25 protein-coding genes are annotated in these 23,804 nt (G+C 71.6%); 12 read left to right on the top strand and 13 right to left on the bottom strand.

All coding sequences use genetic code 11. From position 1 onward, the window contains the following. The first annotated feature begins 245 nt into the window (after positions 1-245). The gene (locus ACIRJR_RS08745) at positions 246-521 is read left to right on the top strand and encodes a hypothetical protein (protein WP_403775893.1); all 276 of its coding nucleotides are present in this window, start codon (positions 246-248) and stop codon (positions 519-521) included. A gap of 24 nt (positions 522-545) precedes the next feature. On the opposite strand, the gene ACIRJR_RS08740 is transcribed toward ACIRJR_RS08745, so the two are convergent. Next, the gene (locus ACIRJR_RS08740; protein WP_403775890.1) at positions 546-1,292 is read right to left on the bottom strand and encodes a ferritin-like fold-containing protein; all 747 of its coding nucleotides are present in this window, start codon (positions 1,290-1,292) and stop codon (positions 546-548) included. A 473-nt stretch (positions 1,293-1,765) separates the two neighbouring features. Here ACIRJR_RS08740 and ACIRJR_RS08735 point away from each other — a divergent pair, with 473 nt between their 5' ends. Both ACIRJR_RS08735 and ACIRJR_RS08730 read left to right on the top strand, forming a co-directional pair. After that, on the top strand, positions 1,766-3,727 hold the full coding sequence (locus ACIRJR_RS08735; protein ID WP_403775887.1) for a DEAD/DEAH box helicase: 1,962 nt from the start codon (positions 1,766-1,768) through the stop codon (positions 3,725-3,727). A 106-nt stretch (positions 3,728-3,833) separates the two neighbouring features. Then, on the top strand, positions 3,834-4,688 hold the full coding sequence (locus tag ACIRJR_RS08730) for an alpha/beta fold hydrolase (protein WP_403775884.1): 855 nt from the start codon (positions 3,834-3,836) through the stop codon (positions 4,686-4,688). A gap of 29 nt (positions 4,689-4,717) precedes the next feature. On the opposite strand, the gene ACIRJR_RS08725 is transcribed toward ACIRJR_RS08730, so the two are convergent. Then, positions 4,718-5,629 (bottom strand): NYN domain-containing protein, encoded by a 912-nt coding sequence (locus ACIRJR_RS08725; protein ID WP_403775881.1) that lies wholly within the window; start codon positions 5,627-5,629, stop codon positions 4,718-4,720. Between the two features lie 210 nt (positions 5,630-5,839). On the opposite strand from ACIRJR_RS08725, the gene ACIRJR_RS08720 reads away from it, so the two are divergent. After that, complete coding sequence (locus tag ACIRJR_RS08720; protein WP_014154223.1) at positions 5,840-5,992, top strand: hypothetical protein; 153 nt, start codon at positions 5,840-5,842, stop codon at positions 5,990-5,992. A gap of 110 nt (positions 5,993-6,102) precedes the next feature. Here the strand turns inward: ACIRJR_RS08720 and ACIRJR_RS08715 are convergent, their stop codons facing one another. The 3 genes from ACIRJR_RS08715 to ACIRJR_RS08705 all read right to left on the bottom strand — a co-directional run bounded on the left by ACIRJR_RS08715 (position 6,103) and on the right by ACIRJR_RS08705 (position 8,419). Next, entirely contained in the window at positions 6,103-6,708 is a 606-nt protein-coding gene (locus ACIRJR_RS08715; RefSeq protein WP_403775878.1) for a MarC family protein, read from the bottom strand. Between the two features lie 123 nt (positions 6,709-6,831). Further along, complete coding sequence (locus ACIRJR_RS08710; protein ID WP_403775875.1) at positions 6,832-7,698, bottom strand: PHP domain-containing protein; 867 nt, start codon at positions 7,696-7,698, stop codon at positions 6,832-6,834. 76 nt (positions 7,699-7,774) lie between these two features. Continuing rightward, positions 7,775-8,419, bottom strand: coding sequence for a DUF6758 family protein (locus tag ACIRJR_RS08705; RefSeq protein ID WP_403775872.1), 645 nt, complete (start codon positions 8,417-8,419; stop codon positions 7,775-7,777). 156 nt (positions 8,420-8,575) lie between these two features. Between ACIRJR_RS08705 and ACIRJR_RS08700 the strand changes: the two genes are divergently transcribed. Continuing rightward, entirely contained in the window at positions 8,576-9,808 is a 1,233-nt protein-coding gene (locus ACIRJR_RS08700) for an MFS transporter (RefSeq protein WP_403775869.1), read from the top strand. An 84-nt stretch (positions 9,809-9,892) separates the two neighbouring features. On the opposite strand, the gene ACIRJR_RS08695 is transcribed toward ACIRJR_RS08700, so the two are convergent. After that, positions 9,893-10,477, bottom strand: coding sequence for a suppressor of fused domain protein (locus tag ACIRJR_RS08695; protein WP_403775866.1), 585 nt, complete (start codon positions 10,475-10,477; stop codon positions 9,893-9,895). A 412-nt stretch (positions 10,478-10,889) separates the two neighbouring features. On the opposite strand from ACIRJR_RS08695, the gene ACIRJR_RS08690 reads away from it, so the two are divergent. Continuing rightward, positions 10,890-12,005, top strand: a complete 1,116-nt coding sequence (locus tag ACIRJR_RS08690) for a magnesium and cobalt transport protein CorA (protein ID WP_403775863.1) — start codon at positions 10,890-10,892, stop codon at positions 12,003-12,005. 12 nt (positions 12,006-12,017) lie between these two features. Continuing rightward, positions 12,018-12,536 (top strand): hypothetical protein, encoded by a 519-nt coding sequence (locus ACIRJR_RS08685; protein WP_403775860.1) that lies wholly within the window; start codon positions 12,018-12,020, stop codon positions 12,534-12,536. Between the two features lie 7 nt (positions 12,537-12,543). On the opposite strand, the gene ACIRJR_RS08680 is transcribed toward ACIRJR_RS08685, so the two are convergent. Continuing rightward, positions 12,544-13,296: a hypothetical protein gene (locus ACIRJR_RS08680; RefSeq protein ID WP_403775857.1), complete on the bottom strand. Its 753-nt coding sequence runs from the start codon at positions 13,294-13,296 to the stop codon at positions 12,544-12,546. A gap of 171 nt (positions 13,297-13,467) precedes the next feature. On the opposite strand from ACIRJR_RS08680, the gene ACIRJR_RS08675 reads away from it, so the two are divergent. Genes ACIRJR_RS08675 through ACIRJR_RS08665 form a run of 3 tightly spaced genes read left to right on the top strand, consistent with a single transcriptional unit; the run spans position 13,468 to position 16,468 of the window. Next, the gene (locus tag ACIRJR_RS08675) at positions 13,468-14,742 is read left to right on the top strand and encodes a magnesium transporter MgtE N-terminal domain-containing protein (RefSeq protein ID WP_403775854.1); all 1,275 of its coding nucleotides are present in this window, start codon (positions 13,468-13,470) and stop codon (positions 14,740-14,742) included. Next, positions 14,732-15,310, top strand: coding sequence for a DUF1003 domain-containing protein (locus tag ACIRJR_RS08670; RefSeq protein WP_403775851.1), 579 nt, complete (start codon positions 14,732-14,734; stop codon positions 15,308-15,310). Before ACIRJR_RS08675 ends, ACIRJR_RS08670 begins: the two co-directional genes overlap by 11 nt. 24 nt (positions 15,311-15,334) lie before the next feature. After that, positions 15,335-16,468, top strand: a complete 1,134-nt coding sequence (locus ACIRJR_RS08665) for an Mrp/NBP35 family ATP-binding protein (RefSeq protein ID WP_403775848.1) — start codon at positions 15,335-15,337, stop codon at positions 16,466-16,468. 64 nt (positions 16,469-16,532) lie between these two features. Here the strand turns inward: ACIRJR_RS08665 and ACIRJR_RS08660 are convergent, their stop codons facing one another. The 5 genes from ACIRJR_RS08660 to sigE all read right to left on the bottom strand — a co-directional run bounded on the left by ACIRJR_RS08660 (position 16,533) and on the right by sigE (position 21,486). Then, the gene (locus ACIRJR_RS08660) at positions 16,533-17,195 is read right to left on the bottom strand and encodes a hypothetical protein (RefSeq protein ID WP_403775845.1); all 663 of its coding nucleotides are present in this window, start codon (positions 17,193-17,195) and stop codon (positions 16,533-16,535) included. A 125-nt stretch (positions 17,196-17,320) separates the two neighbouring features. Then, positions 17,321-17,749, bottom strand: coding sequence for a sec-independent translocase (locus tag ACIRJR_RS08655; protein ID WP_403775841.1), 429 nt, complete (start codon positions 17,747-17,749; stop codon positions 17,321-17,323). Between the two features lie 110 nt (positions 17,750-17,859). Then, positions 17,860-19,686 (bottom strand): S1C family serine protease, encoded by a 1,827-nt coding sequence (locus ACIRJR_RS08650; protein ID WP_403775838.1) that lies wholly within the window; start codon positions 19,684-19,686, stop codon positions 17,860-17,862. Positions 19,687-19,774: 88 nt separating this feature from the next. Beyond that, positions 19,775-20,728 (bottom strand): anti-sigma factor family protein, encoded by a 954-nt coding sequence (locus ACIRJR_RS08645; protein ID WP_403775835.1) that lies wholly within the window; start codon positions 20,726-20,728, stop codon positions 19,775-19,777. Beyond that, positions 20,725-21,486 carry an RNA polymerase sigma factor SigE gene (gene sigE / locus ACIRJR_RS08640; RefSeq protein WP_403775832.1) on the bottom strand — a complete coding sequence of 254 codons (762 nt, stop codon included), beginning with the start codon at positions 21,484-21,486 and terminating at the stop codon, positions 20,725-20,727. Before sigE ends, ACIRJR_RS08645 begins: the two co-directional genes overlap by 4 nt. A gap of 177 nt (positions 21,487-21,663) precedes the next feature. Here sigE and ACIRJR_RS08635 point away from each other — a divergent pair, with 177 nt between their 5' ends. Continuing rightward, positions 21,664-22,329, top strand: coding sequence for an O-methyltransferase (locus ACIRJR_RS08635; protein ID WP_403775829.1), 666 nt, complete (start codon positions 21,664-21,666; stop codon positions 22,327-22,329). 180 nt (positions 22,330-22,509) lie between these two features. Here the strand turns inward: ACIRJR_RS08635 and ACIRJR_RS08630 are convergent, their stop codons facing one another. After that, entirely contained in the window at positions 22,510-22,677 is a 168-nt protein-coding gene (locus ACIRJR_RS08630) for a DUF3117 domain-containing protein (RefSeq protein ID WP_003966491.1), read from the bottom strand. 314 nt (positions 22,678-22,991) lie between these two features. Between ACIRJR_RS08630 and ACIRJR_RS08625 the strand changes: the two genes are divergently transcribed. Continuing rightward, entirely contained in the window at positions 22,992-23,804 is an 813-nt protein-coding gene (locus ACIRJR_RS08625; RefSeq protein WP_403775826.1) for an enoyl-CoA hydratase/isomerase family protein, read from the top strand.

The raw sequence follows: 23,804 nt of genomic DNA, 5'->3' as shown, positions 1-23,804 counted from the left end.
CCCCCCGCGCCCCCCCCCGGGGGGGGGGGGGGGGGGGGGGCGCCCCCCCCCCCCGGGGGGGGGCGCCGGCGGCCGCCCCCCCCCCCCCCCCCCCCCCCCCCCCCCACCTCTCCTCCTTCGGACCTGCTCCCGATGCTTCCCTCGGTGGGGTTCACAGAGGCCCAGGAGGGTTGTATTCCGCAGGCCCCGGGTAAGACGGCCTACGACCGACCGACCGCCACGCAATCAAGCGAGGTGACCCTTCTGTGCTCTGGGAATCCATCAGCTCCGTCGTGCTCGGACTCGCCCTCTCCTGGGTCGCGCTCCACTCTCTGCCCGGCCGGCTCCCGTCGTCCCGCGTGGTGTTCGCCACGGGTGGCCTGGGCGCCCTGTTCGGCGCGTATCTGACCCATTCGACGCTGGGCTCCGGCCATCTCCTGGCGACGCCCACGGGCGCCGTGCTCGTCGGGGCGGTGACGCTCTCCCTGCTGATCCGCCCGCGCGGCCGCCGGCCGGTGCCGCGATCGGCGGCGGCCCAGTAGGGCCCGCCGCCCGCGGCGCTCCGCTCAGGCCGCGAGACCGAGCGCGGCCATCCGCTTGGTGTGCGCCTCGGTGATCCGGGAGAACATCCTGCCGACCTCCGCGAGGTCGAAGCCGTCCGCCACGCCGCCGACGAGCATGGTGGACAGGGCGTCGCGGTCCGCGACCACCCTCTGCGCCTGCGAGAGCGCCTCGCCCATCAGCCGGCGCGCCCACAGGGCGAGCCTGCCTCCGACGCGGGGCTCCGCCTCGATGGCGGCCCGCACCTTCTCGACGGCGAAGTTCCCGTGGCCGGTGTCGTCGAGCACGGAGAGGACCAGGGAGCGGGTGTCCGTGTCGAGGCGGGCGGCGATCTCACGGTAGAAGTCACTGGCGATCGAGTCGCCGACGTACGCCTTGACCAGGCCCTCGAGCCAGTCCGACGGGGCCGTCTGCCGGTGGAAGTCGTCCAGGGCCTTGGCGAACGGCTCCATGGCCGCGGTCGGTGCCTCGTCGACGGCCGTGAGCCGGTCGGTGAGCTGCTCGAAATGGTGGAATTCGGCGGACGCCATCTTCGCCAGGGCCGCCTTGTCACCGAGTGTCGGCGCGAGTTTCGCGTCCTCCGCGAGCCGCTCGAAGGCCGCGAGTTCCCCGTAGGCGAGCGCCCCGAGCAGATCCACGACCGCGGCGCGGTACTGCGGGTCGGCGGAGGCGGTGGCCCAGTCCTGGGCCGCGATCCCGGTCGGTGCGGGGGCTTCGTCGGATACTTCAGTGGCGTTGTCAGGCGTCTCCATGGAGCGCAGAATAGCCCGCCCCGCCAGGGACGGACGGGCCCGGCCGGTAGGAGACATCACACCGTTCCGATGAATTCGCCCAACACGCATGCGCGAATCCGGGGTACAGTGGTATTGCGCTTACTGAGCATTTGCTGTGCCAGGAGCGCGACATTGAATGAGGATGCCCGGTCGGTGGCCCGATCGGCTCCGACCCGACAGCCCTCCACGCGGGGCGTACTCCACGTACGACCGCAGATGAGGGGCCCCCTCAGCGGCACGAGCGCTCGAGCGACGGCAGTGGTCCCGCGCCACCCGGCCCATCCACGGCCGGATGACCAACCCCGGCACGGTACGACCCCCAGCGTTCGCCTCGGGCCGCGTCTCACAGAAGAGGCAGCACCCTGACTACGTTCCGCGACCTCGGAATCCTTCCCGAGACGGCCGAAGCCCTCGAGGCGGTCGGCATCACGTCCCCCTTCCCCATCCAGGAGATGACGCTCCCCGTAGCGCTCTCCGGCTCCGACGTCATCGGCCAGGCCAAGACCGGCACCGGCAAGACGCTCGGCTTCGGTCTTCCGTTGCTGGAGCGCGTGACCGTCCCCGCCGACGTCGAGGCCGGCCGCGCCGCGCCCGAGAAGCTGACGGACGCGCCGCAGGCCCTGATCGTCGTCCCCACCCGTGAGCTCTGCCAGCAGGTCACCAACGACCTCCTGACCGCCGGCAAGGCCCGTAACGTCCGCGTTCTCGCGATCTACGGCGGCCGGGCGTACGAGCCCCAGGTCGAGGCCCTGAAGAAGGGCGTCGACGTGGTCGTCGGCACCCCGGGCCGGCTGCTCGACCTGGCGGGCCAGCGCAAGCTCGACCTCTCGCACATCCGTGTCCTCGTCCTGGACGAGGCCGACGAGATGCTCGACCTGGGCTTCCTGCCCGACGTCGAGCGCATCATCACCATGCTGCCGCCGAAGCGCCAGACGATGCTGTTCTCGGCCACCATGCCCGGTGCCGTCATCAGCCTCGCCCGCCGCTACATGTCGCAGCCCACACACATCAACGCCACGTCGCCCGACGACGAGGGCACGACCGTGAAGAACACGGTCCAGCACGTCTACCGCGCGCACAACATGGACAAGCCGGAGATGGTCTCCCGCATCCTGCAGGCCGAGGGCCGCGGGCTGGCGATGATCTTCTGCCGCACCAAGCGCACGGCCGCCGACATCGCGGAGCAGCTGGAGAAGCGCGGCTTCGCGTCAGGCGCGGTCCACGGCGACCTCGGCCAGGGCGCCCGTGAGCAGGCGCTGCGCGCCTTCCGCAACGGCAAGGTGGACGTCCTCGTCTGCACCGACGTCGCCGCGCGCGGCATCGACGTCGAGGGTGTGACCCATGTCATCAACTACCAGTCGCCGGAGGACGAGAAGACGTACCTCCACCGCATCGGCCGTACCGGCCGCGCGGGTGCCAAGGGCATCGCGATCACGCTGGTCGACTGGGACGACATCCCGCGCTGGCAGCTGATCAACAAGGCCCTGGACCTGAAGTTCCCGGACCCGCCGGAGACGTACTCCACGTCCCCGCACCTGTACGAGGAGCTCAACATCCCGGCCGGCACCAAGGGTGTCCTGCCGCGCACCGAGCGGACCCGTGCGGGTCTGCGCGCGGAGGAGGTCGAGGACCTCGGCGAGACCGGCGGCCGCGGCCGCAAGTCCGCCCCCTCCACCCCCGCTCCCCGCGAGGAACGGGGACCGCGCACACCGCGTCAGCGTCGTCGCACACGCGGCGGCTCCGTCGACGAGGCGGCCGTCACCGTGCCCGCGCCGACGGCCGAGCCGGCCGGTGAGGACTCCTCGGAGCCGCGCACCCCGCGCCGCCGGCGCCGCACCCGCGCCGTCGTCACCGAGGGCGTCGCGGAGGCCGTCGTCGCCGTCGTCGAGACCCCGGCCGCCGCGGCACCCGCGCCCGAGGCCGAGGCCGCGCCGGCCGAGGAGCCGAAGCCGCGCCGCCGCCGCGCGCGGGCGACGGCGACGAAGCCTGCCGTCGCGTCCGTGCCGGTCGCCGAGCCCGTGGTCGACTTCCAGACCGTCGGGATCGCCCCGTCCGCCGCGGAGCCCGTGGCCACCAAGCCGCGCCGCCGCACCCGGGTCGTGAAGCCGGCCGACGAGGTCGACTTCCAGATCGCTCCGGCCTCCGAGCCCGTGACCGAGACCAAGCAGCGCCGCCGCCCCCGTGCCGCCGCGAAGCCGAAGGCCGAGGCGGTCGCCACCGCTGCCACGGCGGTCACCACCGAGGACGCGGCGGAGACCAAGCCGCGCCGCCGTCGGCCGCGCGCCGCGGCAGCGGACAAGGCGGCGGAGATCACCGCCGTGTCCGAGGCCGTGACGGACGGCGAGGCCGCACCCGCGAAGCCGCGCAGGCGCCGTTCCCGCGCGGCGGCGGCCGCCGAGTCGGCCGAGGGCTGATCACCGGCCGCGGTCACGTCCGTACGGCCCCGGTTCCCGCCTCGCGGGGGCCGGGGCCGTACGTCTGCCCGGGCGCGCCCGGGCCCCCGGCGATACGCTCGGCCCCATGAGCCGGCCGCCCACCTTCACCCCACCCCCCTGCGCCCGTTCCCGCGTACTGCGCACCGAGCGCGGGGACTTCGCCGTGCTGGACGCCGCGCCGTCTGCCGGCGCCCACTCCACCGCGCTCCTGCTGCCCGGGTACACCGGCAGCAAGGAGGACTTCATCGTGCTGCTCGAACCCCTCGCCGAAGCCGGCTTCCGCGTGCTGTCCGTCGACGGCCGGGGGCAGTACGAGACCGAGGGGACGAACCGTCAGGAGTCTTACGCTCAGGTGGAGTTGGCGAGGGACGTGCTGGCCCAGGCCGCTGCCGCGAGCGATGGCCCGATGTCCGGCGGCATCCATCTGCTCGGGCACTCCCTGGGCGGCCAGATCGCGCGTGCGGCGGTGCTCATGGATGCGGCCCCCTTCCGTTCGCTGACCCTGATGTCGTCCGGTCCGGCCGAGATCGACCCCGCCCAGCAGAAGAAGGCGCGACTGCTCGGCGACGCGGTGGGGCGCTGGACCATGGACGAGGTCTGGCAGCTGATGCGGGCGATGGACCCGCCCGAGGACGCGGACACGGGTGACGGCGAGGACCTGCGCCGCCGCTGGCTCCGCCACGATCCGGCCCAGCTGATCGCCACGGGCGCGCAGCTGTCGTGCGAACCGGACCGGGTGGCCGAGCTCGCCGCGCTCCCCCTTCCCGTGCATGTGATCTCGGGCGAGCGCGACGACGTCTGGCCGGTACCGCTGCTCGACACGATGGCCGAACGGCTGGGCGCCCGCCGGACGGTGATCGGGGGCGCGGAGCACTCCCCCAACACCGCTCGCCCGGCGGAGACCGCCGCCGCACTCGCCTCGTTCTGGAACGGCGTCTGACGCTCACCCGTGCGGCCGGGCGGCCGGCGTCAGTACTGCGCCTGCAGGTGCTGCCAGAAGCCGTCGCGGAGCGCCCGGCGCAGATGGGCGTGGCCGCGCAGCGAGTGCGACAGGAGCCGCTCGGCCTCGACGAGCAGGTCCTGGTCGACGGATCCCGGCAGGTAGGGATGGCCGGGCAGCAGGTCGGCGAGGGCGTCACGGCCGCGCGTGGAGAGCCAGCCGGCGGCGATCTGGGCGCCGACGAAGCGCACGTCCTCGCGCGCGGGCGCGGGGCCGTCGTCCTCGTACATGGTGACGGAGCGGCGGGTCACGTAGGGGCGGCAGAAGTCGAGGTCGAAGGTGCGCTGGCTGTCGACCTCCCAGAGCAGCGGCTCCGCCTGGTTGCGCCCCTCACCGGCCTCGATGCCCCAGAGGTGGACGCGGGCTCCGTACCCCTGGGCCGCCTCCACGGCCGAGACCAGGTCCTCGTCGCCGCCGACGAGTGCCGCGTCGCTGATGGCGCGGTGCCGGGCGAGCGACTCGAGGTCGGTGCGGATGAGTGAGTCGACGCCCTTCTGCTGGTTGTTGGCGTTGAGATTGCCCAGCCTGACCTTGACGTCGGGGAGTTCGGCGATGGACTGCTGCTCGACGGTGTGGATCCGGCGCCGGGCGCCGTCGTACCAGTACACGCGCAGCAGCCGGCTGTCGGCGAAGATCGTACGGGCCTTGTCGATGAAGGCCTCGATCAGCCCTTCCGCGTCCAGATCGAAGGACCGGCGGTCCTCGGTGCCCGTGACGAGGAGACCGGCCGCCGCGTAGACGTATCCGGCGTCCACGAAGATCGCGTGGGTGGACGGGGTCTTCGACACCTCGGCGAGTACGCGCTGGAGCAGCTCGTTGGTGCGGTCCAGCTGTTCGCGGACGTCCGTCTCCTCGTCCGTCCGCGGGTCCCCGTGTCTCATGCGGACCTCATTGTCCGCGCATGGCTGATTACCGACGGGTACTTAGACATCCAAAAAATTTCCTTAGCGTAGGGAATGTTTGCAGTAAGCAAGTCGTTGTACCCCCTGTGGAGCGCGAGGCGCAGACGCCTTGCGCTCCCCATCCTTGCGGACGGCCAGCCCGTCCTCCCAGTAGTTCTCCAGCAGGAGGATCAGACGAAGGGAAGCCATATGCGCTTCGAGATCATGCGACTCGACGATGTCGACGGTACCGCCGTGGACAGCACCGTCGTGGACGCCGCCTCCGTCAACCGGATCGTGCAGCAGGCCGCGGCAATGGGCCAGCGCATCTACATCCGGCCGGCCGACACGTCGGCTTCGTAACACCTTGCATCGCTTCGCGTCGCCGACTTCGGGCGCATGACGAGCTGAAGACGAAGCGCCCCCGCACGGAAGGCCCGTGCGGGGGCGCTGTGGTGTCCGGGCCCGGAGCCTCAGGAGTTCTGGACGACCTGGGTGACACCGTTGATGATCTGCTGCACGGCGATGGCCGAGAGCATCATTCCGGCCAGCCGGGTCACCAGCACGACGCCTCCGTCCTTGATCACACGGATGATCAGCAGTGAGTACCGCATGGTCACCCAGAGCACGAGATGCATCGCGACGATGGCCGCCCAGACCGAGATCTGGCCACTGGTCCCGTCGGCGTTCTGCACCGCGAGGATCACCGAGACGATCGCACCGGGTCCGGCGAGCAGCGGCATGCCGAGCGGCACGAGGGCGACGTTGACGTCCTTGGTCTGCGTCGGCTCGTCCGTCTTGCCCGTCAGCAGGTCCAGCGCGATGAGCAGCAGGAGGAGCCCGCCCGCGATCATCAGCGCGGGTACGGAGACATGCAGGTAGTCGAGGATCTGCTGGCCGAGCAGGCCGAAGACGGCGATGACGCCGAAGGCGACGGCGACCGCCTGCAGGGCCATCCTGCGCTGCACCTTGGCGGGGCGGCCCGCGGTGAGCGCCAGGAAGATCGGGGTGATTCCGGGCGGGTCCATGATCACGAACAGGGTGAGGAAGAGGGAGCCGAAGACAGCGATGTCGAACACGGTGAGCCTTGCGAGAGATGAGCGGGCCGGACAGGGGGATACGCGCGCGCCGGCACGCCGGAGGGCGTCCGGGCGCACGGGTACGCGACAGGGGGAAGCTCGGGAGGGAGGAGAGGGACCCCGTTACGCAGGGAGCGGTCCGCCGGCGCCCGGCACGGGGAAGGCCCCCGTGGCACGCCGGGTGATCTCGCCGTAGATCTCGGGGTCGGTGGTGTACTCCCCGAGCCGGACGGTCTTGCGGCTGCCGTGGTAGTCGCTGGACCCGGTGGGCAGCAGCCCCAGCTCTCCGGCGAGCCCTCTCAGCCGGGCCCTGGTGGGCTCGTCGTGGTCCATGTGGTCGACCTCGACGCCGTCGAGACCGGCGGCGGCGAGCCGCGCGATCACCGCTTCGGGCACCACCTGGCCGCGCTTGACCGCGAGCGGGTGGGCGAGGACGGTGACGCCGCCGGCGGCCTTGACCAGCCGGATCGCGTCGAGCGGGTCGAGTTCGTGCTTGCCGGCGTAGGCGCGTCCGCCGTCCGCGAGCCAGGCCGGGACGAAGGCGTCGGAGACCGAGCCGACGACGCCGAGTTCCACGAGGGCGCTCGCCACGTGCGGGCGGCCGACCGAGCCGTTCCCGGCGATCCGCGCGACCTGCTCCCAGGTGACCGGGACGCCCAGCTCCTGGAGCTTTCGCACCATGGCCTGCGCCCGCGGCACCCGGTCGTCCCGGACGAGTTCGCGCTCACGTGCGAGTTCGGGTTCGGACGGGTCGAAGAGGTAGGCCAGCATGTGCAGGCCGACGCCGTCGACACGGCAGGAGAGCTCGGCACCGGTGACGAGGGTGAGGCCTTCGGGGAGGGCGGCCACCGCCTCCTCGTGACCACCGACGGTGTCGTGGTCGGTCAGCGCGACGACGTCGAGGCCGGCGGCCGCGGCGTTGGCGACCAGCTCGGCGGGGGTGTCCGTGCCGTCGGAGGCCGTGGAGTGGGTGTGCAGATCGATGCGCACGACGCGTACTCCAGTGCTGGCGGACGGACAGGGGACGGTCAAGGATAACCGCCGGCCGTCACCCGTCCGGCCGCCCTCAGGGCCTGCTGAGCAGCCTGGGTGTGAGCGCTCCGCACGGCAGGAGGTCCACTTCCCCTCCGGCGTCGCGCAGGTCGGTCAGCACCAGTTCGTCGTACATGAGGAGCCCGGACTGTTCGGGCCAGACGATCGCCCACAGCCACAGTCCGCGCGCCTCGCCCGCGAAGACCGCCCGGTCGGGGGGCGCGTCCTTGACGTGCCAGAGCGCGGTGGGCCGTCCCGCCGCGAGCACCTTGGCGTCGGGAGCCGTGTCGACCCGCAGACCGGAGCCGGGGTCGGGGCCGTCGATGCCCGCGTAGCGCGCGCCGAGCCCGACACCGAGCTCCTCGGCGACGAGCAGCAGCTCACCCATGCCTCCGAGCGGGCCGGGACCCGAGCAGGCGACCGCACTCGCCCTGCCGCCACTGCGGTCGTCGCCCGCGTACGCCGCGCCTGTGAACAGCCAGCCCACCGGGAGCGGCCAGGGCATCCACACCGGCACCTGCGCGCGGTGCACCACCACGCCCAGCGCTTCCACGCTGGGCGGGACCACCGGCTGCATCGGGTGCACCTGGCCGTGCGTGGAGCACTGCCAGGCATCGGCGAAGAGGCCGGGCGCCCTGACCCGGCCACCGCACTTCGGGCAACTGGGTTCGCCCCTCATAGCGCCCAACGGTCCTCTCCGGTCGTCGCCGCGTCAAGGACGATCACCCGACCGCAGCGCGGCTCCCGCCCGCACAGATAAATGTAGCTTGCACTTATTAGGATCGCTAACTTATTCTGTGTATAACGCAACGATCTAGTGAGAGCGAGAGAAGTCATGCGGGGAGAGGATCCGTTCGACGAGAGGCCGGCCAGCATCCTGCGGCAGCCGAAGGCCGTCTGGGCCACGGCGGGCGCCTCGGTCGTGGCCTTCATGGGGATCGGCCTGGTGGACCCGATCCTGCCCTCCATCGCCAAGGGGCTGGAGGCCACGCCCAGCCAGGTTTCCCTGCTGTTCACCTCGTACTTCCTGATCACCGCGGTCGCGATGCTGGTCACCGGCTTCGTCTCCAGCCGCATCGGCGGACGCAAGACCCTGCTGGCCGGCCTCGCGCTGGTCGTCGTCTTCGCCGCGCTCTCCGGAACGTCCTCCTCCGTCGCCGAACTGGTCGGCTTCCGGGCGGGCTGGGGCCTGGGCAACGCGCTGTTCGTGTCCACCGCCCTCGCTGTGATCGTCGGCGCCGCCGCCGGCGGCAGTGCCGCGGCGATCCTGCTGTACGAATCGGCGCTCGGGCTCGGCATGGCCTGCGGCCCCCTGGTCGGCGCCCTGCTCGGCGACGCCAGCTGGCGCTACCCGTTCTTCGGGACCGCGGTCCTGATGGCGATCGGATTCCTCTGCATCACCGCGTTCCTGAAGGAGCAGCCCAGGCCGGCGCGGAAGACCTCGCTGCTGGACCCCGTCAAGGCGCTCGGCCACGGCGGACTGGCGTCCGTCGCCGGGTCGGCGTTCTTCTACAACTACGCGTTCTTCACGATCCTGGCCTTCACGCCGTTCGTGCTCGACATGTCGCCGTACAGGTCCGGTGCGGTGTTCTTCGCCTGGGGCCTGCTGCTCGCCGTCTTCTCGGTGCTCGTCGCCCCGCGTCTGCAGCGCCGCTTCGGCTCGCTGAAGGTGGTCGGCGGTTCCCTGGTGCTGCTCGCCGCCGACCTGGTCGTCCTCGGCTACGGCGACCACACGACGGCCATCGTCTGCACCATCGTGTCGGGCGCCTTCATCGGTATGAACAACACCGTCTACACCGAACTGGCCCTCGGCGTGTCGGACGCACCGCGCCCGGTGGCGAGCGCCGGATACAACTTCGTCCGCTGGTTCGCCGCGGCCGCCGCGCCCTACCTCGCGCCGAAGATCGAGGAGTGGAGCGACATCCACACCCCCTTCGTGGTGGCCGCGGGCGCCGCCCTCGTCGGAGCCGTGGTCATCGCGGTCCGGCGCAACGCGCTGACCCACGAGGCTCGGGAGCTGGAGCCGCGCCACGCCGCGGAGGACGGCGTCAGCGCCTTCGCCGACTGACCCGCCGTCGGCCCTCCCGGCCTCCCCGCCCCGCTCGCGGTTCCCTCCCGGCCGCGGGCGGGGCCTCCCCGCGCCCGGCCGGCGTCAGTCCAGCGGTACGGACGCGCGCAGCGGGTCCCGCAGGTCGGTGCCCTGGGAGAGCCAGCGCTCCTGGAGCTCCTGCGCACCCCTGACCCGCTTCCAGGCGGCCTCGTTGTGCGTCATCGGCAGCAGCGGCAGGAAGCGCACCGGCTCCATCGGGTCGTCCAGCTCCAGATCCTCGACCAGACCTCCGGGCTCGGCGACCAGGACGGAGCTGAAGGGCGCCCCGGTCCACAGCGGCTGCCCCAGGTCCAGCGACGCGCCGGGGGCCACGATCAGCCCCTCGACCTGCGGGGAGGCCGCGAGCACCGCGAGGGGCCGGAGCACCTGGTCGGTGTCGGCGAGCCCGACCCGTACGGACAGGACCAGTTCGGCGCGCGGGCCCTTCACCGGGTCGGCGAGGGGCGCGGTCGGGTCGGCCATCGGCTGGGCGGACATGCCGAGCGTGGCGTAGCGCACGATGTCGCCGTCGATGAAGCGGAGCACCTCGATGCGGTCCGTGCCGAGGAACGTCACATCGGCGCGCGCGTCCGGCTCCCCCAGCGCCGTACGGAGCCGGGCCTCGACCAGATCAAGAATTTCTCCCATGCCGCGAGCATAGAACGCGTAGGGAACGGGCAAAGGAAGGGATTGGCTCCTCACCTGGCTGATAGCCTGAGGCGTCGGTCGGGACAGCACGCAGAAGCGTCGCTCTCAGTCCCGACAACACGTGATCCCCCACGGGGGACCGGCCGGAGGAGGTGGGGCTGCGGTGGATCCAAGTCGACCGTGCAGTACCGACCGCCCTTCCGCTCGACGCCTTCCTTCTGTGATCTGACGCCCTTCCCCGACGTCACCACGGCAGTTCGCGCACCGGAAGTGCACCTCGTTTTTGCCTGTCTGTAGCGAACGCCGTCATCGTGCCCGCGCGGTGCCGCCCGCTTTGCGGACGTGTGCGCACGTCCTCGTTCCGGGCTGTTCCACGTGCCCGCCGACGGCCCTCCGTGAAGAGGAGCCAGCCATGTCGATGATCCGTGACCTGCGCGCCGCGGTGCGCCCGTCCCACCGCAAGAGCAACACCCCGTACAACAGCTACGACGCCACCCGTGACCCGTCCGTCTCCAGCGCCGTCGTCGACTGCGCGGTCTACCGGGACGGACGCCGGATCACCGAGGCGTCCTGCCTGACACCGCGTGAGGCGATGCTGCAGGTGCGGGAGGAGGGCGGTTTCGCCTGGATCGGTCTGCACGAGCCGACCGAGGAGGAGTTCGCCGGTATCGCCCGCGAGTTCGGTCTCCACCCGCTGGCCGTCGAGGACGCCGTCCACGCCCACCAGCGGCCCAAGCTGGAGCGGTACGACGACACCCTGTTCACCGTCTTCAAGACGATCCACTACGTCGAGCACGCCGAGCTGACCGCGACCAGCGAGGTCGTCGAGACCGGTGAGGTGATGTGCTTCACCGGGCGGGACTTCGTCGTCACCGTCCGGCACGGCGGACAGGGGTCGCTGCGTGCCCTGCGCCACCGCCTCCAGGAGGATCCGGAGCTGCTGTCCAAAGGGCCCTCAGCCGTGCTGCACTCCATCGCCGACCACGTCGTCGACGGCTACATCGCGGTGGCGGCATCGGTGCAGGACGACATCGACGAGGTGGAGATCGACGTGTTCTCCACCCCGGCGAAGGGCAGCCCGCGAGGGTCGGACGCGGGCCGGATCTACCAGCTGAAGCGCGAGGTCCTGGAGTTCAAGCGCGCCGTGTCCCCGCTCCTGCGGCCGATGCAGCTGCTGAGCGAGCGCCCCATGCGGCTGATCGACCCCGACATCCAGAAGTACTTCCGTGACGTGGCCGACCACCTGGCCCGGGTGCACGAAGAGGTCATCGGCTTCGACGAACTGCTCAACTCCATCCTCCAGGCCAATCTGGCGCAGGCCACCGTCACGCAGAACGAGGACATGCGCAAGATCACGTCCTGGGCGGCGATCATCGCCGTCCCGACGATGATCTGCGGGGTCTACGGCATGAACTTCGAGCACATGCCCGAACTGCGGTGGACGTACGGCTATCCGATGGTGCTGGCGCTCATCGGTGTCGTCTGTTTCTCCATCCACCGCACCCTCAAGCGCAACGGCTGGCTCTAATAGAGTGCGGGCATGACTGCTGCTGACGTGTTGCTTGCCCGGGCTCTCGTCGAGGAGGCCACCAAGAAGTCCGGCCTCGTCTGGGTGCGGGGCACCGGCCCCTCCCGGGCTCTGTGGCACGTGTGGCACGAGGGCGCGGCCGTGCTCGTCGGGGACGGCCCCGGGGAGCAGCCGCTCCCCGCCGGGCTGGACTCCGGTGCCACCGCCGAGGTGACCGTACGCAGCAAGGACAAGGGCGGCAGGCTCGTGGCCTGGACCGCCGCCGTCACGGTGCTGGAGCCGCACTCCGGGGAATGGGAGGCGGCGGTCGGCGAGCTCAAGGGCAAGCGGCTGAACGCCCCGGACGCGGACCGGCTGACGGAGCGCTGGGCGCGCGAATGCCGCGTCGTACGGCTGGTCCCCGGCGCGTCGAGCACCGACCTGCCGGACGGCTCGCTCGCGGCGCCGCCGCTGCCCACCGCGGCGACCACCAGGGAAACGGCGCCCGAGGCGCTCCCCCGGCTGCTCCTGAAGCGCCGCGGCAGGCGCTGAGGGTCCGTCAGCCGGACGACCTGGGCAGTTCGCCGCCGTAGTCGACGGTGTCGTCCTCGCCGGGTGCCTCCAGGGGGAACGCCTCGCCCCAGTCGGCGAGGGTGACGCTGCCGCCGCCCCCGCCGCGGGCCACACGCAGGGGGTACGGGGTGCCCTCCAGGGAGACGTCCAGGGCGCCCCCCTCACCCTTTCCACCCATGATCTGCACGGTGCGCACCCCGCCGAAGGTGTCCCGTTCGCCCTTGTTGACCGTTCCGTGCAGTGCGAGCATCCCGTCGAGAAGCGTCTTCTTCTCCGTGAAACCGCGCAGCTGCTGGTAGGCCGGATCGTCCTGGGGGACCTTCACGTACTTGTCTTCGAGCTTGTCCGCGGCCTGGTCGCTCTCGTCGTCGGCCTGCTCGCTCTTCCAGAAGCCGGCGTCGGCCTTGAGGAAGAGCTCGTCGCCGACGCGCAGCAGCGCGAAGGTGTTCTGCTTCGACGTGACCGACCCCGTGCCGCCCTTGCCGCTGAGCCGCATGTTGAGGCTGTACGTACCGCCTTTGCTGACCAGCTTGCCCGTCAGCCGCACCGTGTCCGCGGCGTCGGCGGCGGCCCGCGCCTTCTTGTCGATCTGCGCCGCTGTCAGCTTGCCCACGCCGTTGGTCCCCTTGTCCGGGTCCTCTCCGGCGCAGGCCGTGAGCGCGACGGTCAGCCCCGCGCAGAGGACCACGGCGAAGGCGTTCCGGCGGTGGGCCCGGACGGCCGGGGCGGAAGAGGTCACGGGCGCACTGCCTCTCATCTGTGTGTGGGGGTTGGCAGACGGCAGCGTACCCGTGCCGCGTACGCCATTCGGCAGAGCGCCGGACGGACGGTCCGCCAAGGCGGCCCGAACGGGTACGGGCTAGCCTGATCACGGCGGAGGAGGACGTGAGCACCAAGGGAGGCGCACAGGATGGCGGCAGGCACTCCCAGAGTTTTCGTCTCGCACCTCTCCGGGGTACCGGTGTTCGACCCGAACGGCGACCAGGTCGGCCGGGTCCGCGATCTGGTGGCCATGCTCCGCGTCGGCGGCAAGCCGCCGCGGCTGCTCGGCATGGTCGTCGAGGTCGTGAGCCGGCGGCGCATCTTCCTGCCGATGACACGGGTGACGGGTGTCGAGTCCGGCCAGGTCATCACCACCGGCGTGGTCAACATGCGGCGCTTCGAGCAGCGCCCGACCGAGCGACTCGTCCTCGGTGAGTTCCTTGACCGGCGGGTGCGCCTCGTGGAGACGGACGAGGAGGTGACCGTCCTCGACGTCGCCATCCAGCAGCTCCCGGCGCGCCGCGACTGGGAGATCGACAAGTTCTTCGTACGCAAGGGGCGTGGCGGGGCCCTGCGCCGCAAGGGCGAGACCCTGACCGTGGAGTGGTCGGCGGTCAGCGGCTTCTCCCTGGAGGAGCACGGGCAGGGCGCCGAGAGCCTGGTGGCGACCTTCGAGCGGCTGCGCCCCACCGACGTCGCCAACGCCCTGCACCATCTGACGCCCAAGCGCCGGGCCGAGGTGGCCGCGGCACTGGACGACGACCGGCTCGCGGACGTCCTGGAGGAGCTTCCCGGGGACGACCAGGTGGAGATCCTCGGAAAGCTGGAGGAGGACCGCGCCGCGGACGTCCTGGAGGCGATGGACCCGGACGACGCGGCCGACCTGCTCTCGGAACTTCCGGAGGCGGACAAGGAACGGCTGCTGGCGCTGATGCGGCCGGACGACGCCGCCGACGTACGGCGGCTGCTGTCGTACGAGGAGCGGACCGCGGGCGGGCTGATGACGACCGAGCCGATCATCCTGCGGCCCGACGCGACGGTCGCGGACGCGCTGGCCCGGGTCCGTCAGCAGGACCTGTCCCCCGCGCTGGCCGCCCAGGTGTACGTCTGCAGGTCGCCCGACGAGACCCCCACCGGCAGGTACCTGGGCACCGTGCACTTCCAGCGGCTGCTGCGGGATCCGCCGTACACCCTGGTCAGTTCGATCGTCGACAGCGACCTCGTCCCCCTGTCCCCGGAGACCCCGCTGACCGCCGTGACCAGTTACCTGGCCGCGTACAACATGGTCTCCGTGCCCGTGGTGGACGAGAGCGGCTCGCTGCTCGGCGCCGTGACCGTCGACGACGTGCTGGACCACCTGCTCCCCGAGGACTGGCGCGAGACCGACTTCCTGGGCGAGGAGGAGATCACCGGTGGCCGCTGAGGACCGTGCGAGGGCCGTGCCGACCGGCGCCTCGGGCATCGTGCGCCCGCCGCGCTTCCGGCTCGACCAGCCGAAGGCACCACGGCGCCGGCTGCTGCCCGAGTACGACCCCGAGGCGTTCGGCCGGTTCTCCGAGCGGATCGCCCGCTTCCTGGGCACCGGACGGTTCATCGTCTGGATGACGCTCATCATCATCCTGTGGGTGGTGTGGAACATCTTCGCGCCGGAGAGTCTGCGGTTCGACGAGTACCCGTTCATCTTCCTGACCCTGATGCTCTCCCTCCAGGCGTCCTACGCCGCCCCGCTGATCCTGCTCGCGCAGAACCGCCAGGACGACCGCGACCGGGTCACTCACGAGCAGGACCGGAAGCAGAACGAGCGCTCGATCGCGGACACCGAGTTCCTCAGCCGGGAGATCGCCGCGCTCCGGATGGGCCTCGGGGAGGTCGCCACCCGGGACTGGATCCGTTCCGAGCTGGAGGCGATGGTGAAGGACATGGAGGAGCGCCGGGTGGTCCTGCCCGTGGAGAGTGACGAAGCAGACCGCCCGGGGGCTACCCGCCCGTAGGCACCGGCGCCGTACCATCGTCCTATGGCTACGGAAGACGCGGTGCGTGAAGCACTGGCGACAGTGAACGACCCGGAGATCCACCGACCGATCACCGAACTGGGCATGGTGAAGTCGGTCGAGATCGATCCTGACGGTGTAGTCGCTGTCACCGTCTATCTCACGGTCTCCGGCTGCCCGATGCGCGAGACGATCACCAGGAACGTGACCGACGCGGTGGCCCGCGTCGAGGGTGTGTCGCGGGTCGAGGTCACCCTCGACGTGATGAGTGACGAACAGCGCAAGGAACTCGCCTCCTCGCTGCGCGGCGGCACGGCGGAGCGAGAGGTGCCGTTCGCCAAGCCCGGCTCGCTGACCCGTGTCTACGCGGTCGCGTCGGGCAAGGGCGGCGTCGGCAAGTCGTCGGTGACGGTGAACCTCGCGGCGGCGATGGCGGCCGACGGTCTCAAGGTCGGCGTGGTCGACGCGGACATCTACGGGCACAGCGTGCCCCGGATGCTCGGCGCGGACGGCAAGCCCACCCAGGTCGAGAACATGATCATGCCGCCCTCCTCGCACGGCGTGAAGGTGATCTCCATCGGCATGTTCACCCCGGGCAACGCCCCGGTGGTGTGGCGCGGGCCCATGCTGCACCGCGCGCTGCAGCAGTTCCTCGCGGATGTGTACTGGGGCGACCTGGACGTCCTGCTGCTCGACCTGCCCCCGGGCACCGGTGACATCGCGATCTCCGTGGCGCAGCTCGTCCCGAACGCGGAGATCCTGGTCGTCACGACCCCGCAGCAGGCCGCCGCCGAGGTGGCCGAGCGGGCCGGCTCCATCGCCGTACAGACCCATCAGAAGATCGTCGGCGTCGTCGAGAACATGTCGGGCATGCCCTGCCCGCACTGCGACGAGATGGTCGACGTGTTCGGCTCGGGCGGCGGGCAGCGGGTCGCCGACGGGCTGACCAGGACGGTCGGCGCCGAGGTGCCGGTGCTCGGCTCCATCCCGATCGACGTACGGCTGCGCGAGGGCGGCGACGAGGGCAAGCCCGTCGTCCTGTCCGACCCCGACTCCCCCGCGGGCTCCGCGCTGCGCTCCATCGCCGACAAGCTGAGCGGCCGTCAGCGCGGCCTGTCCGGCATGTCGCTGGGACTCACCCCTCGCAACAAGTTCTGAACGGTTCCGAACGGGTGGGGGCGGCCTCTTCGCGGGGCCGCCCCCACCCGTTTCGCGTGTCCGCTCAGTTCTCGTACGAGGCGATGTCGCCGATCACCGCGAATGCCAGCCCGTAGGCGCTCATGCCGCGCCCGTACGCGCCGATGTGCACCCCGTCGGGGGCGGAGCCCGCGAGCACCCAGCCGAACTCGGACTCGCGGTAGTGGAAGTCCACCGGGACGCCGTCCACCGGAAGGGACAGCGTCGACCAGGGCTCCCGGCCGAGATCGTCCGCGAGCTCGAACGCGGTCTCGGTCTGCTGGTTCAGCCATTCGCCACGCAGGGTGTGGTCCATCTGCGGGGGCCACGTGCAGTCCAGAAGGCCGGAGCCCGCGAGCCACGCCGCCGACGAGACCGTGGTCGCGTCCAGCACGCCCGTACCGTCGTCGCTGTGCCGTACGGGGCTGCTGCCCACGGTCACGACCACCGCGAAACGCGCCTTCTCCGCCCCGGCGTCCGCCCGTACGACGGGCTCCTCGCCATGGCCGGTGGAACCGTGCTGCACCGTGTCGTCCGCCGCGGCGGTGACGTGCATCAGCCAGCGGGGCCCGGTGAAGGCCCCGTCCAGCCCGTACCAGGGGAACGGCGCCTTGAGATAGCCGTCGACAGTACGCCGCGTCGCCGGCACCCCCTCTGCGGTGACTGCGCTGGGCGCACCGTCCGCCCCTGCCCGACTCGTCGTCTCCACTGCCCGGCCGCCTCCTCGATCTTGCGCTGATCCGGAGCGGCCCTCCCCCCGTGGGCATGGGCAACCTCGCAACCGGACAGATGGAGAATAGCCATACCGTCCGGACGAGTCGGGATTGACGGGTCTCAGGTGGCGTCTGCGTCGAAGGGCGGACGCTCGTCCTTGGCGGGCTGCGCGGGCTTCTTCAGGAGGTCGGGCGCGGCCGCGGCGGCGGGCGAGGCGCTCTCGCGGCCGTTCACCGCGTCGGTGACCTCGGCCATCTCCTTGCGCAGGTCGAAGCTCTCCCGGATCTCCTTGAGCCCCAGGTCGTCGTCCCCGTCCATGAGCTGCTTACGGACGAACGTCTTGGGGTTGAGGTCCTCGAACTCGAAGTCCTTGAACTGCGGCCCGAGCTCCGAGCGGATGTCTTCCTTGGCACTGTCCGAGAACTCGCGGATCTTGCGGATCGTGCGCGTGACGTCCTGGATGACCTTCGGCAGCTTCTCCGGGCCGAATACGAGCACGGCGAGAACCACGAGCGTCAGCAACTCGAGTGCGCCTATGTCATTGAACACCTTGCTGCTCCTCGTGTTCTCCGCGTGGTCTCCGCCGCCAGGTCGTCAGGGGGCCCGGACCGCTCCACGGTACCCGGCGAAGCTGTCCGTGCGGTACCTGCCGGTGGCCGTCAGGTGCCGTCGGCCGAACCCAGCGTCAAAGTCATGGACAGGTCTTTGCCACCGCGGGTCAGGACGAGCGCGAGCCGGTCACCCGGGCGGTGGGCGCGGATCTTGACGATCAGTTCCTCACCGCTGTGCACACGCCGGCCCTCCACCTCGGTGATGACGTCGCCCGCCCGGATGCCCGCGTCGTCGGCCGGGCCCCCCTCGGTCACCGCGGCTCCGCCGCCTGCCGCCTTCCCGCCGACCTTGGCACCGTCGCCGGTGAACTCCATGTCCAGCGTGACGCCGATCACCGGATGGGTGGCCTTGCCGGTGTTGATCAGCTCCTCGGCGACCCGCTTGCCCTGGTTGATCGGTATCGCGAAGCCGAGGCCGATGGAGCCGGACTGGCCGCCGTCGAGGGCGGATCCGCTGTCGGCGGCGCGGATGGCGCTGTTGATGCCGATGACCCGGGCCTCTGCGTCCACCAGGGGGCCGCCGGAGTTGCCCGGGTTGATCGGCGCGTCGGTCTGCAGCGCGTCGACGTAGCTGACGTCGGTGCCGTCGCCCTTCTCGCCACCCGCGGTGATGGGCCGCTGCTTGGCGCTGATGATCCCGGACGTGACCGTGTTGGACAGGTCGAACGGTGCGCCGATGGCCACCACCGGGTCACCCACCTGCACGTTGTCGGAGTTCCCGAGGGGCAGCGGCTTGAGGCCCGAGACACCTGTCACCTTGACGACGGCGAGGTCGTAGCCGCTGTCCTTGCCGACGATCTCCGCGGGCGCGCTCTCCCCGCCGCTGAACGTGACGGTGATGTCGCCGGTGGAACCCGCGGGGGCGACCACGTGGTTGTTGGTGAGGATGTGCCCCTTGCCGTCGAGGACGAAGCCGGTGCCCGTGCCGGACTCGGCCGAGCCGCTGACGTGCAGGGTGACCACGCTGGGCAGTGCGCTGGAGGCGATTCCGGCGACGCTGTCAGGTGCCCGGCCGCCGTCGTCGCGGCCGGACTGCGGCAGCTCGACCGTGGTCAGGCCGCCGTTGCGCTCGACGTACGAGCCGATTCCGCCGCCGATCCCGCCCGCGACGAGGGCGAGCAGCGCCGCCCCGACGAGGACCGTGCCCCGGCGGCCCTTGCGCGGCCTGTCGTCCGCCGCGCCCTGTCCGGGGCCGGGGTGGCTCAGCGGCTGCTGAGGGGCGCCCCAGGGGTCGTAGCGCAGCCACTGCGAGACCTGCTGCGGTCCCTGCTGGGACGGGACGGGGGAGTGCGGGGAGGGCGGCTGGGGCCCCGCGGGCTGCTGCGGCACCGGGTGCGGCGGGGACGGGGGCGCGTAGCCCTCGGCCGGCCGGCCGCCGGCCTGTGCCGGGGCCGGAGCGGCGGGGAGGGGGCCGGGCAGGCCGTGGCCGTTCGTCCCCGCGTACGGCGGCGGCACGGTGGTGCCGTGGGCCGGGGTCTGCACCGGGCGCTGCACGGGCGGCGCGGGCGCCCATGGCCCCGGGCCGCCGTAGGGCGGGGTGCTGTACTCGTCGGGCGCGTGCAGCGGCTGCGCACGGGGCTCGCCGACAGGTGCGTCGGGGGCCTCGGCGGGAGCCGGTGCGGCAGCGGCGGGCGCGGTCGGCCGGGGAGCCGGGGGCGCGGGGATGAAGTCGGTGGCCGGCGGAGCGGGTGTGAAGTCCCCGTCCGACGTCATGGGGACCGGCGGCTGCCCGGCCGCGGGAACGGCGGCCCCTCCCTCCGCGGCGTAGGCGTCGGCCACGGGCGAGGCGTCGTCCTGCCCGGCCGGACCGTCCGCGTCCGTCGAGGGACGGCTCCACCACTTCGTCTTCGGCCCGCTGGGCTTCCCGTTGTCCATGCTCTCCCCGCAACTGGCCTCGAACGCCCCACGGAGGCGTCCCTGCCGGAATTCAACCAGGTTTGCGAATCGGCGCGCAGGGTCCTGGTCAGCGCAGCGGGGAAAGCGGCATCGCGCGGTCCTGCGGCGGAGGGGCGGAGGCCGTCGCGGACGGTGTCGGCTCCGCTTCCTCGCCGAGCACGGCGGAGTACAGCGGACCGGCGCCGGTCGGACGTATCAGCGGCGGCACGGCGACGTTCAGCACCGGGTAGGCGAAGGTGCCCCCGGTGAGCGTCGAGGTGCTCAGCAGCGAGGGCGGCGCGGAGGAGGCCGCGGGCCTGGCGGAGGACGAGGGGGCGACGCCGGGCAGGGCACCGCGGTCGTCCCCGAAGGCGAGGGCGCCTCCACCGCTCCGGCTGGCCACCTCGGCGCTGCCCGTCCGGTCGTCGGCGTTGAGCGCGGTCGTGCTGCTGCCCGCGCCCTCGGCGCTGAGCGGCGGCTCCGGGCCGTAGTCGAGGGGGAGGGAGCCTCCCAGCGCGATGGCCGCGAGCGAGACCGCGCTGGCGGCCACGAACGCGAAGCGCCGCGCGCGCCAGGGCGACCGTTCGGCGTCCCGGCCCACGTCGTGGATGCGGAAGCCGGAAGAGGAGGGGCCGCCCGGCAGCACGGCGGTCGAGCCGTGGGCGGTGGGCAGGTAGCCGAAGTCGTCCAGCGGCGAGCGTCCGGAATCCGTGGGCCCGCCGGGCTGCCGTACGGGGAAGATCCCGTCCCCGAAGCGCCTGCCGCCGCCGAAGCCGCCGCCGGAACCGTCGTCACCGCTGCTGGGGCCCCCGGGGAGACCCTGCAGGCGGGCGAGGAACCCCTCGGAGGGCGAAGGGGCGGCGGAGGTCGCGAAGGCGCTCTTCAGCCGCCTCTGGGAGTCGGCCTCGGCCTTGCACCTGGCACAGGTCGCCAGATGGGCCAGGACACGCTCCCGGGCATCGTGTTTGAGCTCGCCGTCGACAAGCGCGGCGAGCCGGTCCCCCAGATGCTGCTCCGCGGGGGTCGGACCTGTGCCGCTCACGCCGTTCCGCCCTCCCCCGCCAGAACCGCGTCCGCCAGGGAGCGCTGCTCGGCACGGGCCTCGGGCGAACGGTGCTGGAGCGCCTTGCGCAGGTGGGACCGGCCGCGGTGGATGCGGCTGCGCACCGTCCCGAGTTTGACGCCGAGCGTGGCGGCGATCTCCTCGTACGAGAGGCCCTCGATGTCGCAGAGGACGACCGCCGCGCGGAATTCGGGCGCGAGGGTGTCCAGCGCCTGCTGCACGTCCGCGTCGAAGTGCGTGTCGTTGAAGACCTGCTGCGGGGACGGCTCACGGCTCGGCAGCCGTTCGGCCGCGTCGTCGCCGAGGGAGTCGAAGCGGATCCGCTGCTTGCGGCGGACCATGTCCAGGAAGAGATTCGTCGTGATCCTGTGCAGCCAGCCCTCGAAAGTGCCGGGCGTGTAGGTCGACAGCGACCGGAAGACGCGGACGAAGACCTCCTGGGTGAGGTCCTCGGCGTCGTGCTGGTTACCCGTCAGCCGGTAGGCGAGGCGGTACACACGGGCGCTGTGCGTGCTGACGATCTCTTCCCATGAGGGCGGGGTCCACGCCTGGGAATCCGCATCTGAGGCGAAGGTCGCGGTCGGTGCGGAAGCGCTGGAAGAACGGTCAGCAATGTCGGTCACGGATTTCGGCTCACCAGCCGACCTGAGGAAACGCCGCAGCGCACCCCTCCGGTCCGCAGGCGCAGCCGCACCTCCCCTATCGGCTCTGGTGGTGTCCAGTGGAGCCCCTACCATAGCCACCTCGCCCGTTAGCTCCGGATAAGCCTTTTTACCTGCTGGTGTCCCGGTGTCCCGGGAGCAAGAGGCACATTCCGGGCCCGGCCGCAGGGCCCGGTCCGCGTGTTCCCCTCTGCCCCTCCCTAACGCCCGGTCCCATCTGCGGGTTCCCGGGTCCAGCGGATACAGTCACCGTTGCGCCAACTACGGGGACAGGAGAGGGTCATTACCGCCAACCGGCAGACGAGCTGGGCATTCGCCGACGCCTTTGTCGCCGAGGAAGAAGCTCTGCTCTGGGCCCGGGACCGGGCCGAGGAGACAGGGCTCCGCCCGGTGTCGTCGGGCACCGGCGCGGCACTGCGCCTGCTCGCTGCCACCGCGGACGCCAAGGCGGTCGCCGAGATCGGCACCGGAACGGGCGTGTCCGGTATCTATCTGCTGCAGGGCATGCGCCCGGACGGCGTTCTGACCACCGTCGACCCGGAGCCCGAGCGCCAGCAGTTCGCCCGTGAGGCCTTCCGGGCGGCGGGCTTCGCCACGAACCGCGCCCGCTTCATCCCGGGGCGCGCCCTCGACGTGCTGCCGCGACTGGCGGACGGCGGATACGACCTCGTCTTCTGCGACGGCGACCGGCTCGAGAGCCTGGACTGCCTCGCTGAATCGTTGCGCCTGCTGAGACCTGGCGGCCTGGTCTGTTTCGAGGGCGTCTTCGCGGACGGCCGCACGATCGACTCCGCCGCGCAGCCGGCCGAGGTGCTGCGGCTGAGGGAACTGCTCCGGGCCGTGCGCGAGAGCCAGGAGCTCATGGCGACGCTGCTGCCGGTCGGCGACGGACTGCTGTGCGCGGTGCGGCGCGGCTGACCGCCTCGCGCGCCCCCGCCTTCCCCGCCCCACCGGCACCCGCCCCCGGAGCTGCCCGGCGTCCGTCCTCCCGGTCAGGGCCCGCACCCGCCCGCGGTCCGGCCGTACCGAGCCGCGACGCACCGCTGCCCCGGTACGGAATCCGTACCGGGGCAGCGGTGAAGTGTGGGCACTTCCGCCTCAGCCGACGACCTTCTTCAGCGCGTCACCGAGTGCATCGGCCTCGTCCGGAGTCAGCTCGACGACAAGCCGACCGCCGCCTTCGAGCGGAACGCGCATGACGATGCCCCGCCCCTCCTTTGTCACCTCGAGCGGGCCGTCGCCCGTCCGCGGCTTCATGGCCGCCATGCTCGTTCCCCTTCCTGAAACCAGCTCATCGCAGCCGGCGGCCCCATGACAGGCGCTGCCTCACCGGCGTCGAACACAATGCTTCCTACGCATTATCCCGCATCAGAGACCCCGATGACCAACATCGGTCTGCATCGCTTACGCAACGCGCTCTCTCAAAACCACCCAATTCGGCGATCCGGCTGCGATACTGCGCCACCGTCGGCCCCCAGCCGAGGTCCAATCGTTAGACGCAGGTCACATGTCCGGCCCGCCGGAAGTCCGCCATGCTTGCCTGGACAGGCACGACGCCGGAGCCGTAAGGGGACTGAGGAATGGCCGACACCATGGCTGACACCGTACTCACGGACGTGAGCGACGGGCTCGCGACGATCACGATCAACCGGCCCGATGCGATGAACGCCATGAACACCGCTGCCAAGGTCGCGCTCCGCGACGCCCTTCGGGCGGTCGCCGACGACCCCGGGGTGCGGGCGGTTCTGCTCACCGCCACCGGGCGCGCCTTCTGTGTCGGCCAGGACCTCAAGGAGCACGTCGCCAAGCTCTCCGAGGCGCGCGAGGAGGACGAGGGCAACGCGCTGAGCACCGTGCGGGAGCACTACAACCCGATCGTCCGGACCCTCACCGAGATGGAGAAGCCCGTGGTCGCGGGGGTCAACGGGGTCGCGGCCGGGGCGGGCTTCGGATTCGCGCTCGCCGCCGACTACCGCGTGGTCGCCGACACGGCGTCCTTCAACACGTCCTTCGCGGGCGTGGCGCTGACCGCGGACTCGGGCGTCTCCTGGACCCTGCCACGGCTGATCGGCGCGAGCCGCGCCGCCGACCTGCTGTTCTTCCCGCGCTCGATCTCCGCACAGGACGCGTACGAGCTGGGGATCGCGAACAAGGTGGTGCCCGCGGCCGACCTGGCGAAGGAGGCGCACGCGGTGGCACGCGCCCTCGCGGACGGGCCCACCGTGGCCTACGCGGCCCTGAAGGCGTCCGTGGCGTACGGCGCCGGGCACTCGCTCTCCGAGACGCTGGAGAAGGAGGACGAACTCCAGACGAAGGCGGGCGCGTCGCAGGACCACACCATCGCCGTCGAGGCCTTCCTCGCCAAGCAGCGGCCGAAGTACCTCGGGAGGTAG

Origin of the sequence: Streptomyces sp. NPDC102402 (genome assembly GCF_044765765.1) — a bacterium.
GTDB lineage: Bacteria > Actinomycetota > Actinomycetes > Streptomycetales > Streptomycetaceae > Streptomyces.
The sequence above is the reverse complement of the archived record's forward strand: the minus strand, read 5'-3'. Positions and strand labels throughout refer to the sequence as shown.